Raw genomic sequence first — 16,847 nt, 5'->3', positions numbered from 1 at the left:
GGCGCCATCCGCTCCGAACCCAGGGGGAACCATGCGCCGTACCACCGTCCTCGCGCCCGTCGTCGCGCTCTGCGCCCTCGCGCTCGCCGCGTGCTCCGTCAACGCGAACCTCACCGTGCCGGCCTCGAAGATCGCGCAGGACGCCGAGGGCGCGCTCGCCGAGATCGGCGAGGCGGACGTCGACTGCGGCGAGGAGGACGTCGACCTGGTGGACGGCGAGGTCGTCGAGTGCGAGCTCACCGACCCGGCGTCCGGGAACGTCTACGACACGACCGTCACGCTGTCCGACGTCGACGGGACGAAGTACCACGTGGACGTCAAGGTCGCCGAGACCCCGCAGGGCTGACGGAGGTTACAGGTCGCCCTTCTTCTGCAGGTACCGCATCGCCACCCAGCCGATCGGGATGCGCGCCCAGTACGTCGCGACGCGGAAGAGGAGCGTGGCGGACGTGGCGAGCGCGACCGGGACCCCGGCGGCCGTGAGGCCGGCGGTGAGCGCGAGCTCGATGGTGCCCAGGCCGCCAGGGGTCGGGACGGCCGCCCCGGCGGCGTTGCCCACCAGGTAGATCACGGCGACGTCGACCAGGTCGAGCTCCTGCCCGAACGCGGCGAGCGCCGCGTCGAACGCGAGCACGTAGCCGAGCGTCATGACGATGTTGCCGGCGAACCCGATGGCGAGACGCCCGGGCTGGCCCAGCATCTCCGACAGGCGAGGCCACACCTGCTGGACGGTCGGCCGGATCTTGGCGAGCGCCCAGGTGCGCACGGCCGGGACGAGCAACGTCGCGAGGACGGCCAGGGCGACGCCGCCGATCGCCAGGAGGACCGTGGTCGAGGGAAGCTGGACGAGGCCGCCCTCTCCGGTGAAGACCGACAGGACCACCAGGATGAGGATCGTCACGACGAACTGCGACACCTGGACGAGCGCGACGGTCGCGACGGCCATGGGCGTCGAGATGCCACGTCGGGTCAGGAGACGCAGGTTGAGCGCCGCCGGGCCGATGCCGGCGGGCGCGGCGAGCGCGACGTAGGAGCCGGCCGCCTGGGTCAGGTTCACGCGCCAGAACGGCAGCCGCTTCGGCGAGAACGCCGTGAGCGTGAGCGCGGCGCCGACCCACGTGAGGATGCCGAGGACGAACGACAGCACCGCCAGCCACGGGTTCGCCTCGGTCACCGCCTCGGCGATCTGCTCGAAGTTGAACGAGGTGACGAGGGCCGTCACGGCGGCGATCACGAGCGCGATGGTGAGCACCGTCCGTGCGCCGAACCGCGTGATGCGCTGGGGCTCGACGTCCGCCTCCGGGAGCCGCTCCACCAGCGCGGCGCGCAGCTCCTTGAGCAGCTCCTTGTTCTGCCGGATCTCCTCGCGCGTGCTCGGGGGGAGCGCGACCGACTGAAGCAGAGGTCCGATGGCGGCGATGTCGTCGTCGGGCAGGACGCTCGCGGCAGACTCGACGGCGCGGCTCGCCCCGACGCGCAGCGCGAGGAGCGCGACCATCTGGGCGAGGTCCATGCGTCGTGCGAGCTCGGACGACGCGATGTCGCCCTGCTCCCACCCGGTGAGCCACACCTGCGGGGCGCCGGTCGCGGGCTCGTGCGAGACGAGCATGACGTCGGAGGTCAGCGCACGGTGCGCGATGCCCGCGGCGTGCGCGAGCCGGAGCTGGCGCCACGCCTCGTTGAGCACCGAGCCGGTGAGGTCCTCCACGGGCAGGTCGCGCAGCGAGACGGCGCCCGTCGCGTGCTCCTGGACCAGGACCATGGAGTCGTCCGACTCGGCGACGCCGAGCAGCCGCGGGGTGCGGACGCCCGCCGCCCGTGCGGCGTAGGACAGGAGGGCCGCGCGCTCGGCCGCGGCGCGCAGCGAGATGGCCGCACGGCCCTCGCTTCCGCGCAGCCGCAGCGACCGCCAGAACCGGGCGAGGAAGCCGACGACCTGCCGGTCGCCGTCGAGCACGACGACGTCACGACGGACGTCGTCCTCGGCGAGCATCGCGTAGACGCGGTTGTCTCCCGCGCGGGTCAGCGCGATGGCGGCCGAGTCGGACGGCGCGTCCTGCGACTCGGCAGCAGGGGTGGCGCCGTCCGTGCGGTCCGGCGAGGCGCCCTCGGTGGCGTGCGCGGCCCCGAGGTGCCGCGCCGCGAGGGCGGCGTCCGCGGTGAGGACGGTCCCGGCGTCGGCGGCCGCGCCGGGCGCGCGCAGCACGCCGACGTGCACCTCCGCCGTGATGCGACCCTCGGCGTCGACCTCGGTGATGGGGTCGTCCGCCGCCTCGGCGAGCTCCTCGTCGTCCGTGACGTCGCGGACCCGCACGAGGGCGGTCGGGGAGAAGCCTGCGCGCCGGACCCCGGCCACCAGGTCGGGGCCGTACGCGCGCTCGCTGCGCACGCCCGAGACGTAGCGCACGGCGAGCCCGGCGATGCGGCCCAGCAGGAGCGTGATGATGATGCCCGGCAGCGAGACCTGGCCGGTGATGAGCACGACGCCGATCGCGACGAACAGGAGGTTCCACGACCACTTGACCGTGCGCCGTCGGGTCCGCGTCCCCGCCGCCGTGAGCAGTCCGCCGATCGCGGCGACGTAGAGGTAGTCCGGGATGGTGAGCTGCCACGACCCGTCGATGAACGCGGAGAGCCCGCGGATCAGGTCGTCCGAGCCCCAGGTGCGCAGCGCGAGCACGACGAGGACGCCGAGGAGCAGGCCGAGCGCGGCGGCGACGATGGACTCGACGACCTGCCGCCCGAGGCGGCGGAGGCCGAGCTCGACCAGCACCGCGAGCGGGACGAAGAGCGTGATGAGCCCTTCGAGCACGGTCACCGGGAGGAAGAGGACCCGGGCGAGCACGTCGGAGAAGTTCTGCACGTCCTCCGCGACGCCCTCGGTCGTCCCGTGGGCGTACACCGACATGAGCATGACGACCGCGACGCCGACCGCGCACAGCACGAGGTTGACCAGGTCGATCGGGTGCCGGACGCGTTGCTCGGCCGTGTCGACGACGCGGACCGTCCCCTCGTCGTCGTGCTCGCGGCGAGCGAGGAGGGCCTCGAGCGCGCCGGTCTGGGGGCGGGGGTCCGCCTGCCCGGGACGGGCGAGCGAGCCGACCTCGACGACCGCGCCGACGTGGGGAGCGTCGCGCTCGGTCGGCTCGGGGGCGGGGGAGGCCATGCGAGCGAGTCTAGGTCGGGGGCCCTGAGCAGGCGCGGTATTTGGCCGATTCCTCCGGGTGATTCGCCCCGTTCGCCCGCATGCCGGACGGCTCGTGACCCCCGCTCGACGGGCGGGTGTGAGCAAGGCCTCCCTAGCATGGGCAGAGCGACGGACCCGGGAGGTCGGCATGGCACGTGGCACGACGACGGAGCGCGGCGCCGCGGACGGCCCCGCCGGTCCCGACGGCCCGGCGACGCCCGACGCGAACGGGCAGGAGCGCAACCCCTTCCGCAAGGTGTGGTGGCTGCCCGTGGTGCGGGGGACCCTCCTCGTCGTCCTCGGGCTCCTCCTCATGATCGAGCCGCTGGAGCAGCTCGGGACGCTGCGGGTCGTGCTCGGCGCGTTCCTCGTGGCCGACGGCGTGCTGGTCGCCGTGCAGGGGTTCGTGCACCGCAAGCAGGTGGGCTCGGCGTGGTGGCTCGCGCAGGCGGGCGTCAACGTCGTCTTCGGCGTCGTCGTGGCGCTCTGGCCGGACCTCACCGCGACCGCGCTCTACTACGTGCTCGCCGTCTGGGTGCTCGTGCTCGGGATCACGACGATCGCCGGGGCGGCCGCGCTCGTCCGCAACCGCGACCTGGGCTGGGCGTGGATGCTCGCCGTCGGGATCGTCTCGGTGCTGTTCGGGGTCCTCCTCGTCACGCGGCCGCTCGACTCCTTCGACGTGCTGCGGCTCGTCGCCGTCGTGTTCGCGCTCTACGCGTTCGTGACGGGTGCGATCCACGTGGTGTCGGGCTTCGCCGTCCGCGCGGTCGCGCGCGAGCTCGCGGACCTGCGCGCGCAGGCCGTCGCCGCCGGCGTCGTCGTGACGGGTGGGTCCGTGCTGGGCGCTCCCGCCGCCCACCCGGGCGTCGCACCGCCGTCGGCCGTCGGCGCCGCGTCCGCCGGTTCCCCGGCCGCGCCCGGCCCGGCCGCGCCCGACGAGCCCGCGCCCGTCGAGCCCGCGCCCGTCGAGCCCGCTCCCGACCCCGCCTCACGCGCTCCCTCCCCGGACGCACCGTCCCCCGGCGGGCCGGGAGCGGACGAGGTGGAGGGTCGCGGGCGTCTCTGACCCCACCGCGAGGCCGCGCTGGCCGTCCGGGGGCCGGTGCACCGTCGGGTGCGCCGTCCGCCAGGGCCGGTCGACCCGAAAAGGGGCGGACTCTACACCTGCGGCCGAGACGTCGTGAGTGTGTCTCACGTCACGACGGTTGCCCGGGGCTCAGGGTTACGACCGGGTAACAACGCTGGCGTTCTGTCCGGGTTTCTGCCGATCCTGACACCTGCGCGACACGGCGCTGTGCTAGAAATCACGGCACTCCGCCGACAGGTCGGGGTCCTGGTGCGTGCAAGGTCGCGCCACCGGTGTCTCGCACCCCGAGAAACCCGAGAAAGAGGTAGACACATGACAGCGGTGTCCAAGAAGCGGCTCCTCGCCGCGGCCGCCGGCATCACGGCGGTGACGCTGACCCTGACCGCGTGCGGCGGGGGCTCGAACGGTGGTGAGGGCGACGGCGACGGCGGTGGCTCGTCGAGCGGTTCGCTCGTCATCGGCACGACCGACAAGGTCACGGTGCTCGACCCGGCCGGCTCGTACGACAACGGCTCGTTCGCCGTGATGAACCAGATCTTCCCGTTCCTCCTGAACACCCCGTACGGCAGCCCGGACGTCGAGCCCGACATCGCCGAGTCGGCCGAGTTCACGTCGCCGACGGAGTACACCGTCAAGCTCAAGCCGGGCCTCAAGTGGGCCAACGGCAACGACCTCACGTCGTCCGACGTGAAGTTCACGTTCGACCGCCAGGTCGCGATCAACGACCCCAACGGGCCGGCGTCGCTGCTCTACAACCTCGACAGCGTCGAGACGCCCGACGACACGACCGTCGTCTTCCACCTCAAGAGCGAGAACGACCAGCTCTTCCCGCAGATCCTGTCCAGCCCGGCCGGCCCGATCGTCGACGAGGACGTGTTCGCGGCCGACGCCCTCACCTCCGACCAGGACATCGTCGACGGCAAGGCGTTCGCCGGGCAGTACACGATCACGGGCTACAAGTTCAACGAGCTCGTCTCCTACGAGGCGTACGACGGCTACGAGGGCCTGCTCGGCCCGGCGAAGACCGACAAGGTCGCGGTCAAGTACTTCGCCGAGGCGTCGAACATGAAGCTCGAGATCCAGCAGGGCAAGATCGACGTCGCGTGGCGCAGCCTGTCCGCGACGGACATCGAGGACCTGCGCGGCAACGACGACGTCAAGGTCGTCGACGGCCCCGGCGGCGAGATCCGGTACATCACGTTCAACTTCGACACCCAGCCGTTCGGCGCCAAGACCCCCGAGGCGGACCCCGCCAAGGCGCTCGCCGTGCGCCAGGCCGCCGCCTCGCTCATCGACCGCGACGAGCTGTCCGAGCAGGTCTACAAGGGCACGTACACCCCGCTGTACTCCTACGTCCCCGCGGGCCTGACCGGCGCCGTCGAGCCGCTCAAGGAGATGTACGGCGACGGCGCGGGCAAGCCCGACGCCGCGAAGGCCGAGCAGCTCCTCGCCGACGCCGGCGTCGAGACGCCCGTGACGCTCAACCTGCAGTACTCGAACGACCACTACGGCCCGTCGTCGGCCGACGAGTACGCGCTCATCAAGGACCAGCTCGAGAAGGACGGCCTCTTCACGGTCAACCTGCAGACCACCGAGTGGGTCACGTACGCCGAGGAGCGCACGTCCGACGTCTACCCGGCCTACCAGCTCGGCTGGTTCCCGGACTACTCCGACGCGGACAACTACCTCACGCCGTTCTTCCTCACGGAGAACTTCCTGGTGAACCACTACGCCAACCAGGAGGTCAACGACCTGATCCTCCAGCAGGCGGCGACGCCCGACGCCGACGAGCGCACCGCGCTCATCGAGGAGATCCAGGACAAGGTCGCGGCGGACCTGTCGACCCTCCCGTACCTCCAGGGTGCGCAGGTCGCGGTCGTCGGCACGGACGTGGAGGGGGCCGAGGACACGCTCGACCCGTCCTTCAAGTTCCGCTACGCGGCGCTGTCCAAGGGCTGACCCGCTCGCCCGGCCCTCCTCGCGCGACCCGCGGGGAGGGCCGGGCACCGCTCGTCCGGGACGGCGACCACGCCGAGGCCCCGGGCACCTGAGGAAGAGACGACATGACGACCACCACCACCGACGCACCGGTCGGCGAGGACGCCGCCGGTGGCGGCTCCGGCCGCGAGGGACCTGCGCGCGCGCCGCGCCCGACCCGCCGACGCGGCGGCGGGCTCGGGAGCTACGTCCTGGTCCGCGCGCTGCTCATCATCCCCACCGTCTTCATCCTCGTGACCACGGTGTTCGTGGTCATGCGGGCCACGGGCGACCCCATCACCGCGGCGCTCGGCGGCCGGCTCACGCCGGACCAGCTCGCCGAGAGGATCCACGAGGCCGGGTACGACCGCCCGGTGATCGTGCAGTACCTCGAGTACCTCGGTGGCATCGTGCGCGGCGACTTCGGCACGACGATCAGCGACAACCGACCCGTCACCGAGGTGCTCGCGACGTACGGCACCGCGACGCTCGAGCTCGCGGTCTACGCGCTGCTCGTCGCGTTCGTCGTCGGCATCCCGCTGGGCATGCTGGCGGGGTACGTGCGCGACCGCGTGCCCGACGCGATGCTGCGCGTCTCCGCGATCCTCGCCTACGCGACGCCCGTGTTCTTCGCCGGGCTCATGCTCAAGCTCGTCTTCTCCGTGTGGCTCGGCTGGCTGCCCGTCTCCGGGCGCGCGTCCACCGACGCCGAGATCGAGCTGCAGTTCCTCGACGACCCGACCGGTTTCTACCTGGTCGACGCGATCCGCACGGGCGACCCCGCGATCGTGGGCGACGTGCTCCAGCACGCCGTCCTGCCGGCGCTCGCGCTCGGGCTGCTCACCGCCGGGGTCTTCCTGCGGCTCGTGCGCACCAACGTCATCGGGACGCTCTCCACCGACTACGTCACCGCCGCGCGCTCGCGCGGTGTCCGTGAGTCGCGGCTCGTGCGGGCCCACGCGTGGCGCCCCGCGCTCATCCCCATCATCACCGTCATCGGTCTCCAGGTCGCGATGCTCCTCGCGGGCGCCGTGCTCACCGAGACGACGTTCGAGTGGAAGGGCCTGGGCTTCCAGCTCGCCGAGTACCTCCAGGCCCGCGACTTCGTCGCCGTGCAGGGGATCGTCGTGCTCATGGCCGTGATCGTCGCGGTGACGAACTTCCTCGTCGACATCATCGCGGCGCTCATCGACCCGAGGGTGAGGTACTGACATGGTCGCGGAGACCGTCGTCCCGGCTGGTCCGGGCACCGGAGGCCCCACCCCCGTCGTCGTCCCGGAGCGCGGCCGCGTCGCGTGGTGGAAGCGGCTGCCCGTCGTGCACCAGCTCCGGCAGAGCGTGGGGCTGCAGCGCGGCATGCTCGTCACGGGCCTGGTCATCACGGGCCTCTTCCTGCTCACCGCGGCGCTCGCGCCGGTGCTCGCCCCCTACGGGTACAGCCAGCTCCGCTCCGCGGACGGGCCGTTCGGCGCGCAGCAGCCGCCGTCGGCCGAGCACCTGCTCGGCACGACCGTGGGCGGGTACGACGTGCTGTCGCGCGTCATCTGGGGGGCGCAGACGGCGCTCCTCGTCATCGTCGTCGCGATCCTCGCCTCGATCGTCGTCGGGGTGCTGCTCGGGCTCGTCTCCGGGTACTTCGGCGGCTGGGCCGACCGTCTGCTCGTCGTGGTCTGCGACGCGATCTACGCGTTCCCGTCCCTGCTCCTCGCGATCCTCATGGCGATCGTCATCTCGGGGGGACAGTCGAGCATGTGGGGCGGCATCCTCGCCGCGGCGCTGTCGATCACGGTGGTGTTCGTGCCGCAGTACTTCCGCGTCACGCGCGCGGAGGTCGTGCGGATCAAGGGCGAGGCGTTCGTCGACTCGGCGCGCGTGCTCGGCACGCCGCACCGGCGGATCATGTTCCGCCACGTCCTGCGGAACTCGACCCGCACGCTCCCGCTCATCGTCACGCTCAACGCGTCCGAGGCGATCCTCACGCTCGCCGGGCTCGGGTTCCTCGGGTTCGGCATCGAGCCGACGGCGGCCGCCGAGTGGGGCTACGACCTCAACAAGGCCGTCTCGGACGTGACGAGCGGCATCTGGTGGACCGCGCTCTTCCCGGGCCTCGCGATCGTGCTCGTGGTGCTCGGCATCACGCTCGTCGGCGAGAGCCTCAACGACCTCGCCGACCCCCGGCTGCGCTCGCGCCGCGCGACCGTCGAGGTGTCGGGCGACGTCGCGGAGACGTCGGTCGTGCCGGGCGGCACGCTCACCGCCGGCCCTGGCGGGCTCGACGCGATCGAGGGCGCGGGCTCGCGCTCCGACGAGCTCGCCGCCGTCCCCGGCCGACCCGACCCCGACGCCGTCGGGCTCGACGGGCGGCCCGGCGGCACTCCGGAGGACCCTGCCCCGGCACCCGCCGACGCACCCCACGACGAGACGGAGGACCGGCGATGAGCGCCGCGACCGAGACGACCCGCCGCACCGACGGCGACGCCGCGCGCCCGGTCATGACGATCCGCGACCTCGCGGTCTCGTTCGCGACCGACGCCGGTGCCGTTCGCGCCGTCGACGGCGTCGACCTGGAGGTCGTCCCGGGGGAGGTCCTGGCGGTCGTGGGCGAGTCCGGCTCCGGCAAGACGGTCACCGCCAAGACGATCCTCGGGCTGCTGCCGCCGACCGCGACGGCCCGCGGCGCCGTCGTGCTGACGAACAAGGACGGGACGGCCGACCACGACGTCGTCACGCTGGGCGGGGAGCGGCTGCGCCAGGTCCGCGGGACCGACGTCGCGATGGTCTTCCAGGAGCCGTCCGCCGCGCTCAACCCCGTCTTCACGGTCGGCTGGCAGATCATGGAGGGCATCCGCGCGCACGCCAAGGTGTCCCGGCGCGAGGCGCGCAAGCGCGCGGTCGACGTGCTCCGGCGCGTCGGCATCCCGGACCCGGAGACCCGGGTCGACCACTACCCGCACCAGTTCTCGGGCGGGCAGAAGCAGCGCGTCGTCATCGCCATGGCGCTCGTGCTCGACCCGGGGCTCATCGTCGCCGACGAGCCCACGACGGCGCTCGACGTCACCGTCCAGGCCGAGATCCTCGACCTCCTGCGCCGGTGCCGCGACGAGTTCGGCACCGCGATCGTGCTCATCACGCACAACATGGGCGTCGTCGCGGACCTCGCCGACCGCGTCGCGGTCATGTACCAGGGCAAGGTCGTCGAGCAGGCACCCGCCCGCGAGCTCTTCGCGGCGCCCCGCGCGGAGTACACGAAGGCGCTGCTCGACTCCGTGCCGCGCGTCGGCGAGGGGACCGCGCGGGCCGAGGCCCGCGCGTCGGCCCGCGCCGCGGGCTGGGAGGACGCGGAGCCCGTGGTGGCGGCGCAGGGGCTGACGGTCACCTACCCGGGCCGGCTGCGCCGCCCGGGCTTCACCGCGGTCGACGACGTCTCGCTCAGCATCCGGCCCGGCGAGGTGCTCGGCCTCGTGGGCGAGTCCGGCTCCGGCAAGACGACGTTCGCGCGGGCCGTGGCAGGTCTCACGCCGGTGACGGGCGGGTCGCTGCGCGTGCTCGGCGTCGAGATGCACGGCGTCAAGGAACGCGAGCTGCGTCCGGTGCGCCCGCGCATCGGCTTCGTGTTCCAGGACCCGGCGACGAGCTTCAACCCGCTCCTCACGATCGCGGACTGCGTGGCGGAGCCGCTCGTCGTGCACGGGCGCGCGGAGTCGCCGCAGGCGGCGCGCGGGCGCGTGGACGAGCTGCTCGAGGCGGTGCAGCTCCCACGGTCGTACGGCGACCGGTTCCCGCACGAGCTCTCCGGCGGACAGCGGCAGCGCGCCTCGCTGGCGCGGGCGCTCGCGCTCGACCCGGAGCTGCTCGTGGCGGACGAGCCGACGTCCGCGCTCGACGTCTCCGTGCAGGCGCGCGTGCTCGAGCTGTTCACCGAGCTCCAGCGCGAGCTGGGCTTCGCGAGCCTGTTCGTGTCGCACGACCTCGCCGTCGTCGACCTGCTCTCGGACCGCATCGCGGTGCTCTACCGCGGGCGGCTCGTCGAGGAGGGCACGGGCGCCGAGGTGCTGGGCAACCCGCGCGAGGAGTACACCCAGCGGCTCCTCGCGTCCCTGCCCGTCCCCGACCCGGTGCTCCAGGCGGAGCGCCGCGACCGGCTCCGCGCCCTCCGCGGGACCTGACCCGGTCCTGACCTGACCCTGGCCCGGACGTGTCCGGTCAGGGCCGGGTCGGGCACGGGGGTGGCTGCCCCTAGCATGTGACTCCGGTCCGTCGAGAACGAGGAGCACCGGTGGTCGCTGCGTACGACATCCTGTTCGGCCTGACCCCGCAGGACGCGGTGGACGGGTCACCGGTCGGGACGGCGGACCTGCTGCCGCCGCCCGTCGCTCCCTGGGGCGAGGCCGCCTGGGGGTGGATCGGCGACGCCGGCCCGGGGATCGAGCCGCGGACGTGGCCGCGGAGCCCGAGCACCGGTCTGCCGATGCGGCACGCGGTCACGCTGCGGCTCCCGGCCGAGTACCAGCGCCGGGGACCCGGGTTCCCGGGCGTGGCGTACTTCCTCGGCGAGGGGCAGTTCGCCGTCGGGCACGACGCGAACGACCCGGAGGACCCGTTCGTGGCGGACCTGCGCGCGGCCCGGGAGCACCCGCGGGCGCTCGTGCTCAGCGACCTCATCGGCCAGCGCTTCGCCCTGCTCTGGCTGACCGAGGAGGAGCTCGCCGCCGGCCCCACCCCCGCCCCGCCCGACACCCGGCGGCCGGGCGAGCACGTCGCGACGGACGAGGGGCAGAACGCGTGGGACCCTCCGCTCGGCACGCGTCGTGGCGAGGACATGACGGTCACCCGGTGGGCCTACCTCGTCCCGAGGGTCGACGACCCGAACGCGGGCGTCGCCCCGGGCCGGGAGGAGGACGGCTGGGTCTCGCCGTGGGACGAGGAGTGGACCGGGTACGCGGAGGGGGAGAGCCCCTGGGCGGACGACCACCTCGGCGGGACGTCGGAGGCGATGGTCGACTCGCTCCCGGGCGACTTCACGCCGCACTACCTGGAGCTGTCCACCCCCACGTGGGGCGTCGACTACGGCAACCGCGAGACCCACCTGGTCGACCTCGAGACGGGCGCTTTCGAGATCGCCTGACCGCCCGGCACGCGAAGCGCGACCGTCACGCGAGGCCGAGCGACTGCTTCCACTCGAGGGGGAGGAGCGCGTACCCGACGAACGCGACGACGTCGAGCAGCGTGTGCGCGACGACGAGCGGCATGACGCGGTGCCGTCCCCAGCGGGACGTGTAGAACCACGAGAAGACGACGCCCATGACGACGTTCCCCACGAACGGGCCGAACCCCTGGTACAGGTGGTACGAGCCGCGCAGCAGCGAGCTCCACACGACGAACTTCACGCGGCCCCAGCCGAGGTCGCGCGTGCGCTCGAACAGGTAGCCGACGGCGATGACCTCCTCGAGCAGCCCGTTCTGGAGGGCGGCGAGGATCAGCACGGGCACGGTCCACCACGCGGCGTTGAGCGCCGACGCCTGGACCTCGACCGTGATGCCGAGCAGGCGCCCGAGCGCGTAGAACCCCAGCCCGGGGATGCCGATCGCGGCGGCGAGCGCGAACCCCCAGCCGACGTCCTTGAGCGGCCGCGACCCGTCGAGCCCGATCGCCCGGACGGCCGAGCGCCCGCGCGCGCTGAGCAGGTACAGCGCGAGCGCGACGGGCAGCACGGCGAAGAAGATGCCGACGAGCTGGTAGGTGAGGTCGAGGTAGGGGCGTGCGGACTGGCTGACGTTGAGGCTCGCGGACTGCTCGCCGAGCGGGGTCCCGGCCGTGAGCCGCGCGACGATGTTGATGATCGCGTAGACCGCCGACTTGCCCAGGCTCAGGCCGAGGACGATCCAGATCTCCGCGCCGATGCGCCGTCGCGTCGCACGGTCGGGGCGCGCGGGGGCGGCGGCTGTGGCGACCGGTGGGGCCGCCGGGCCGGGCACCGGCAGCGGCTCCGGCGCGGTCGCGGAGGTGGAGGTGGTCAGATCGGGCACCGTCCGGTTATAGCACCGGTCGCCGGGAGCGGCCTCGACGTCGCCTGGACGCCCGCTGTCCGCCGAGCACGAGCCTGCTCCGCGCCGACCACGGGGCTCCCGTCGTTCTCGGCCCCAGGACGACAGCATCGTCGTGCTCGGCGGGTCAGCGGGTGGCGCTCCGCCGCCGGTCAGGAGCGGGGTGGGCGCCCCGGGCGGCGAGGCGGGCGGACGTCGCGGGGGAGGCGGCCGGCGTCGTCGAGCGCGCGGCGCAGCAGCATCTCGATCTGTGCGTTGACGCTGCGGAGGTCGTCTCCGGCCCAGCGGGCGAGCGCGTCGTGGACCGCGGGGTCGAGGCGCAGCAGCACGGACTTGCGCTGGGGACGCGGCGCCCGGCCCGTGCCCGACGCGGGCCGCTCACCCTCCGTGGGCGCGTCACCCTCCGGCACGACGCGCGGGTCGTCCGCGGGCACGCCGGGGCCCGACGACGGCTGCTCGCCGTCGCCGGGCGCGTCCGGGGTGCGGGGGGTCACTGGTAGAGCGACCCCGTGTTGACGACGGGCGTCACGCGGCTGTCGCCGCAGAGCACGACGAGCAGGTTGGAGACCATGGTCGCGCGGCGCTCGTCGTCGAGCGTGACGATGTCCTCGGCCTCGAGGCGCGAGAGCGCGTCCTCGACCATGGACACCGCACCCTCGACGATGCGCGACCGCGCCGCGATGATCGCGCCCGCCTGCTGGCGCTGGAGCATCGCCTGGGCGATCTCGGGCGCGTAGGCGAGGTTGGAGATGCGGGCCTCGATGACCTCGACGCCCGCCACGACGACGCGCGCCGCGACCTCGGCCGCGATCTCCGCCGACACGACCTCGGTGGCCCCGCGCAGCGACTGCTCGCCGGCCTCGGCGTCGTCGTAGGGGTGCGACATCGCGACGTGGCGCAGCGCCGACTCCGCCTGGACACGGACGAAGTCGGTGTAGTCCTCGACGGCGAAGCTCGCCTTCGCGGTGTCCGCGACCTGCCAGACGACGATCGCGGCGATGTTGATCGGGTTGCCGTCGGCGTCGTTGACCTTGAGCTCGCTGGTCTCGAAGTTGCGCACGCGGACCGACACGCGCTTGCGCGTCGAGAACGGCACCGTCGCGACGAGGCCGGTGCGCCGGATCGTCCCGAGGTACCGGCCGAAGAACTGGACGACGAGCGTCTGCCCGGGGTTGATGACCTTGACCATCGTGAGCAGGAAGAGGCCGAGCAGGATCGCGACCACGCCGAGCACGGCACCGACCGGGGTCGCGGTCGCGAACAGCGGGATCGACCCGCCGAGGAACGCGAGGACGAGCAGGATCACCAGGCCGCCACCGCCCGCGCCGAGCGACCACGCGGGCTGCTCGGTGACGTCGACGCGCGTGCCGTCGTGGCCGACGGGCCGGCCGGTCGGCTCGCCGCCGACGGACTCCTGCGGGGGTGCTGCGCTCTCGGTCACGGGGCCCGTCCTCTCCTGCGGCCGGCGGCCGCGCACGTCGTGTATAGCAAAGTGATATCACATTAGCGACCGTCCCGTCGATGGCGCCGGCCGGCCCGTCGAAGCCCCGGCCCGAGGGGGTTGCGCGATCGGCACCGCCCGTGCGACTCTACAAACAGGTTTGCAGCACAAAGTAGTTTCCAGGATCCCGAGGGGACATCATGACCACGGACCACGGCGACGTCCCTCGCGACGGAGCTGCCGCCGAGCCCGACGAGCCGGCCCTCGACGTCGCCGAGACGCTCCGCCTCATCCGCGAGCAGCAGGACCGCGCGCGGGACGCGACCGAGCCCGACGCCCGCCTGCTCTTCCTCGCGTGGGGCGTCGCCTGGCTCGTCGGCTACCTGTGCCTCTGGGCGAGCGCCGTGCACGGCGGCGCGGGGACCGGGAGCATGGTGGGCGCGCAGCCCGAGCCCTGGGCGTTCTGGGTCTTCTTCAGCCTCATCGCGGCGGCCATCGCGTTCACGATCGTCCACACCGTCACGCGCACGGTCGGCACCCGCGGCGTCAGCGCCCGGCAGGGGACCCTGTACGGCTGGTCGTGGACCCTCGGCTTCGTGTCCTACGGCTTCGTCCTCGGCGGCCTCGCCCGGGCCGGGGCGTCCGAGGAGGTCATGGCCCTGGCCAGCAACGCGTTCGCGTGCGTCGTCGTCGGCCTGCTCTACCTCGGGGGCGGCGTCGCGTTCTGCGAGCAGCGGCTCTACGCCGTCGGGGTCTGGATCCTGCTGGTCGCCGGGGTCGCGACGATCGCCGGCCTCCCGCTCACCTATCTCGTCATGGGCGCGCTGGGCGGCGGAGGCTTCCTCGTCATGGCCGTCGTCGAGCACGTCCTCAAGGTCCGACGGCGCCGCCTCGCCGCCGGCACCCCGCCCGCCCCGGTGGCGGGGGAGGGCGCGGCCGATGCCTGACACCGAGCTCGACCCCGTCATCCACGCCCCGGCGCGGCTACGCGTCGTCGCGACGCTCGCCACCCTCCCGACCGGGGACGAGCTGTCGTTCCCCAAGCTCCAGAAGCTTCTCGACATGACCGCCGGGAACCTCTCGACCCATCTGCGCAAGCTCGAGGACGCGGGCTACGTGTCCGTCACCAAGACCCACGAGGGCCGCACCCCGGCCACCTACCTCGCCCTCACCGCCCGCGGTCGCGTGGCGTTCGAGGACTACACGACCGCCCTGAACACCCTCCTGAAGGGAGCCGCAGGATGAGCACCGACCACGCCCAGCACGCCGCCCCGACCACCCGGCCCGACCCCGCGCCGTCGGGCACCGACCACGCCCGACCGGTGGTGACCGCCGACCACGTGACCCGCCGCTTCGGCACGGTCGTCGCGCTCGACGACGTGTCGCTGACCGTGGGGGCGGGCGAGCTCGTCGGTCTGCTCGGCCCGAACGGGGCCGGGAAGTCGACGCTGCTCTCCCTGATCAGCGGTCAGCGCAAGCCCGACGCGGGGACGGTCCGCCTGCTCGGCGGCGACCCCCGCGACGCGCGCAGCCGCGTCGGCCTCGGCCTCACGCCGCAGGAGACGGGCCTGCCCGCGACGCTCAAGGTGCGCGAGGTCGTCGACTTCGTCGCCGGCCACTACCCCGACCCCGTCCCGACGGCGGAGCTGCTCGACCAGTTCGGGCTCGCCGAGCTCGCGGGCCGCCAGACGGGCGCGATGTCCGGCGGGCAGAAGCGCCGCCTCGCCGTCGCGCTGTCCCTCGTGGGCCGACCGCGCGTCGTCCTGCTCGACGAGCCGACGACGGGCCTCGACGTGAGCGCCCGCCAGGCGCTGTGGGACGCGATCCGCTCGTACCACGCGGACGGCGGCACGGTCCTCCTGACGAGCCACTACCTGGAGGAGGTGCAGGCGCTCGCGCAGCGCGTCGTCGTCATCGACCAGGGCGTGGTCAAGGCGGACGACTCGCTCGACGCGATCCTGCGGCGCGTGTCGCTGCGGCGCGTCGTCGTCGGGTCGACGGCCGACCTCGCCGACCGGCCCGGCGTCGTGCGCTCCGACCGCCTCGGCGACGGCCGCCAGGAGCTCTACACGCCCGACGCCGACGCGCTCGTGCGCGAGCTCGTCACCTCGGGCGTCGACTTCCACGACCTCGAGATCCGGGGCGCGAGCCTCGAGGAGGCGTTCGAGCAGATGGTCGCGCGCGACGCGGCCCCGACGACGGAGGCGCGAGCACGATGACCACCACGACCACCCGGGGCGCCGCACCTGCCGCCGCGTTGCCCGGCCCCCTGCGCCTCACCTGGCTGCACCTCAAGTACCAGTTCCTCGAGACGGTGCGCGTGCCCGTCGCCGTGCTGGGCAACCTGCTGTTCCCCGCGCTCGCGATGTTCTTCTTCGTCGTGCCGCAGGAGGCGACCGCCGGCAACCCCGTGGCCGCGACCACGGCCGTCGCCTCGCTCGGCCTGTTCGCGATCTGCTCCGCGAGCCTCTTCACCTACGGGCTCGGCGTCGCGGAGGACCGCCAGCTCCCGTTCGACCCGTTCGTGCGCTCGCTGCCCGCCGGCCCAGCGCCTCGCATGGCGGCGCGCGTGCTCAACGGCGGCATCTTCTCGCTGTTCGGTCTCGTGCCGCTCATCCTCATCGGCTGGCTGTTCACGTCGGCGACGGTGACGTGGAGCCAGCTCCTGGCGGGCGTCGGGACAGTCCTGCTCGTGTCCGTGCCGTTCGTGCTGCTCGGCATGGCGATCGGGTACTCGCTGTCCGCGAAGGCGGCGCTGCCGGTCGTGCAGGTGATCCTCTTCCCGCTCGCGTTCGCCGGTGGCCTGTTCCTCCCGCCGTTCCTCTTCCCCCCGTGGCTGGACGCGATCTCGATGGCCACGCCGACCCGCGCCGGTCGTGACCTGCTCGTCCAGGCCCTCACCGGCGAGCCGGCGTACGCGGGTGCGTGGTTCGTGCTCCTCGGCTGGACGGTGCTGTTCGCCGCCCTCGCCGTCGGCGCCTACCGCCGCGACGAGGGCCGCCGCTTCCGCTGACCCCTACGCGTCGAGCACGACATGAGGGTCGTCATCCCGAGGATGACGACCCTCATGTCGTGCTCGACGGCGGGTGGTGGCGTGCTCGGCGCGGG

15 protein-coding genes are annotated in these 16,847 nt (G+C 73.3%); 11 read left to right on the top strand and 4 right to left on the bottom strand.

Annotation, left to right across the window (positions count from 1 at the left end):
* Window positions 1-31: 31 nt before the first annotated feature.
* On the top strand, window positions 32-346 hold the full coding sequence (locus ACFVN3_RS06300) for a hypothetical protein (RefSeq protein ID WP_378231735.1): 315 nt from the start codon (window positions 32-34) through the stop codon (window positions 344-346).
* Window positions 347-352: 6 nt separating this feature from the next.
* Here the strand turns inward: ACFVN3_RS06300 and ACFVN3_RS06295 are convergent, their stop codons facing one another.
* Window positions 353-3,166 (bottom strand): flippase-like domain-containing protein, encoded by a 2,814-nt coding sequence (locus ACFVN3_RS06295; protein WP_378231733.1) that lies wholly within the window; start codon window positions 3,164-3,166, stop codon window positions 353-355.
* A gap of 169 nt (window positions 3,167-3,335) precedes the next feature.
* Between ACFVN3_RS06295 and ACFVN3_RS06290 the strand changes: the two genes are divergently transcribed.
* The 6 genes from ACFVN3_RS06290 (at window position 3,336) to ACFVN3_RS06265 (ending at window position 11,379) form a co-directional block, all read left to right on the top strand.
* Window positions 3,336-4,256, top strand: coding sequence for an HdeD family acid-resistance protein (locus ACFVN3_RS06290; RefSeq protein ID WP_378231731.1), 921 nt, complete (start codon window positions 3,336-3,338; stop codon window positions 4,254-4,256).
* A 333-nt stretch (window positions 4,257-4,589) separates the two neighbouring features.
* Window positions 4,590-6,236, top strand: coding sequence for an ABC transporter substrate-binding protein (locus ACFVN3_RS06285; protein WP_378231730.1), 1,647 nt, complete (start codon window positions 4,590-4,592; stop codon window positions 6,234-6,236).
* 104 nt (window positions 6,237-6,340) lie between these two features.
* Window positions 6,341-7,465, top strand: coding sequence for an ABC transporter permease (locus tag ACFVN3_RS06280; protein WP_378231728.1), 1,125 nt, complete (start codon window positions 6,341-6,343; stop codon window positions 7,463-7,465).
* Window positions 7,466-7,610: 145 nt separating this feature from the next.
* Complete coding sequence (locus ACFVN3_RS06275; protein WP_378232061.1) at window positions 7,611-8,693, top strand: ABC transporter permease; 1,083 nt, start codon at window positions 7,611-7,613, stop codon at window positions 8,691-8,693.
* Window positions 8,690-10,420 (top strand): dipeptide ABC transporter ATP-binding protein, encoded by a 1,731-nt coding sequence (locus ACFVN3_RS06270; RefSeq protein WP_378231726.1) that lies wholly within the window; start codon window positions 8,690-8,692, stop codon window positions 10,418-10,420. Before ACFVN3_RS06275 ends, ACFVN3_RS06270 begins: the two co-directional genes overlap by 4 nt.
* A gap of 110 nt (window positions 10,421-10,530) precedes the next feature.
* On the top strand, window positions 10,531-11,379 hold the full coding sequence (locus ACFVN3_RS06265) for a hypothetical protein (protein WP_378231724.1): 849 nt from the start codon (window positions 10,531-10,533) through the stop codon (window positions 11,377-11,379).
* A gap of 25 nt (window positions 11,380-11,404) precedes the next feature.
* On the opposite strand, the gene ACFVN3_RS06260 is transcribed toward ACFVN3_RS06265, so the two are convergent.
* The 3 genes from ACFVN3_RS06260 to ACFVN3_RS06250 all read right to left on the bottom strand — a co-directional run bounded on the left by ACFVN3_RS06260 (window position 11,405) and on the right by ACFVN3_RS06250 (window position 13,739).
* Window positions 11,405-12,229: a CPBP family intramembrane glutamic endopeptidase gene (locus ACFVN3_RS06260; protein ID WP_378232059.1), complete on the bottom strand. Its 825-nt coding sequence runs from the start codon at window positions 12,227-12,229 to the stop codon at window positions 11,405-11,407.
* Window positions 12,230-12,450: 221 nt separating this feature from the next.
* The gene (locus ACFVN3_RS06255) at window positions 12,451-12,792 is read right to left on the bottom strand and encodes a hypothetical protein (RefSeq protein ID WP_378231722.1); all 342 of its coding nucleotides are present in this window, start codon (window positions 12,790-12,792) and stop codon (window positions 12,451-12,453) included.
* Window positions 12,789-13,739, bottom strand: coding sequence for an SPFH domain-containing protein (locus ACFVN3_RS06250; RefSeq protein ID WP_378231720.1), 951 nt, complete (start codon window positions 13,737-13,739; stop codon window positions 12,789-12,791). The genes ACFVN3_RS06255 and ACFVN3_RS06250 overlap by 4 nt, the downstream gene beginning before the upstream one ends.
* A gap of 200 nt (window positions 13,740-13,939) precedes the next feature.
* On the opposite strand from ACFVN3_RS06250, the gene ACFVN3_RS06245 reads away from it, so the two are divergent.
* The 4 genes from ACFVN3_RS06245 to ACFVN3_RS06230 are packed head-to-tail and all read left to right on the top strand — an operon-like array spanning window position 13,940 to window position 16,752.
* A complete protein-coding gene (locus ACFVN3_RS06245; RefSeq protein ID WP_378231718.1) occupies window positions 13,940-14,686 on the top strand; it encodes a hypothetical protein in 747 nt (248 codons plus the stop codon).
* A complete protein-coding gene (locus ACFVN3_RS06240; RefSeq protein ID WP_087470732.1) occupies window positions 14,679-14,984 on the top strand; it encodes a transcriptional regulator in 306 nt (101 codons plus the stop codon). The genes ACFVN3_RS06245 and ACFVN3_RS06240 overlap by 8 nt, the downstream gene beginning before the upstream one ends.
* Window positions 14,981-15,958: an ABC transporter ATP-binding protein gene (locus ACFVN3_RS06235; RefSeq protein ID WP_378231716.1), complete on the top strand. Its 978-nt coding sequence runs from the start codon at window positions 14,981-14,983 to the stop codon at window positions 15,956-15,958. The genes ACFVN3_RS06240 and ACFVN3_RS06235 overlap by 4 nt, the downstream gene beginning before the upstream one ends.
* Window positions 15,955-16,752 carry an ABC transporter permease gene (locus ACFVN3_RS06230; protein ID WP_378231712.1) on the top strand — a complete coding sequence of 266 codons (798 nt, stop codon included), beginning with the start codon at window positions 15,955-15,957 and terminating at the stop codon, window positions 16,750-16,752. The genes ACFVN3_RS06235 and ACFVN3_RS06230 overlap by 4 nt, the downstream gene beginning before the upstream one ends.
* Window positions 16,753-16,847 lie beyond the last annotated feature (95 nt).

Source organism: Cellulosimicrobium sp. NPDC057862, from assembly GCF_042797035.1.
Taxonomy (GTDB): Bacteria; Actinomycetota; Actinomycetes; order Actinomycetales; family Cellulomonadaceae; genus Cellulosimicrobium.
This window is presented reverse-complemented; position numbering and strand designations above follow the sequence as displayed.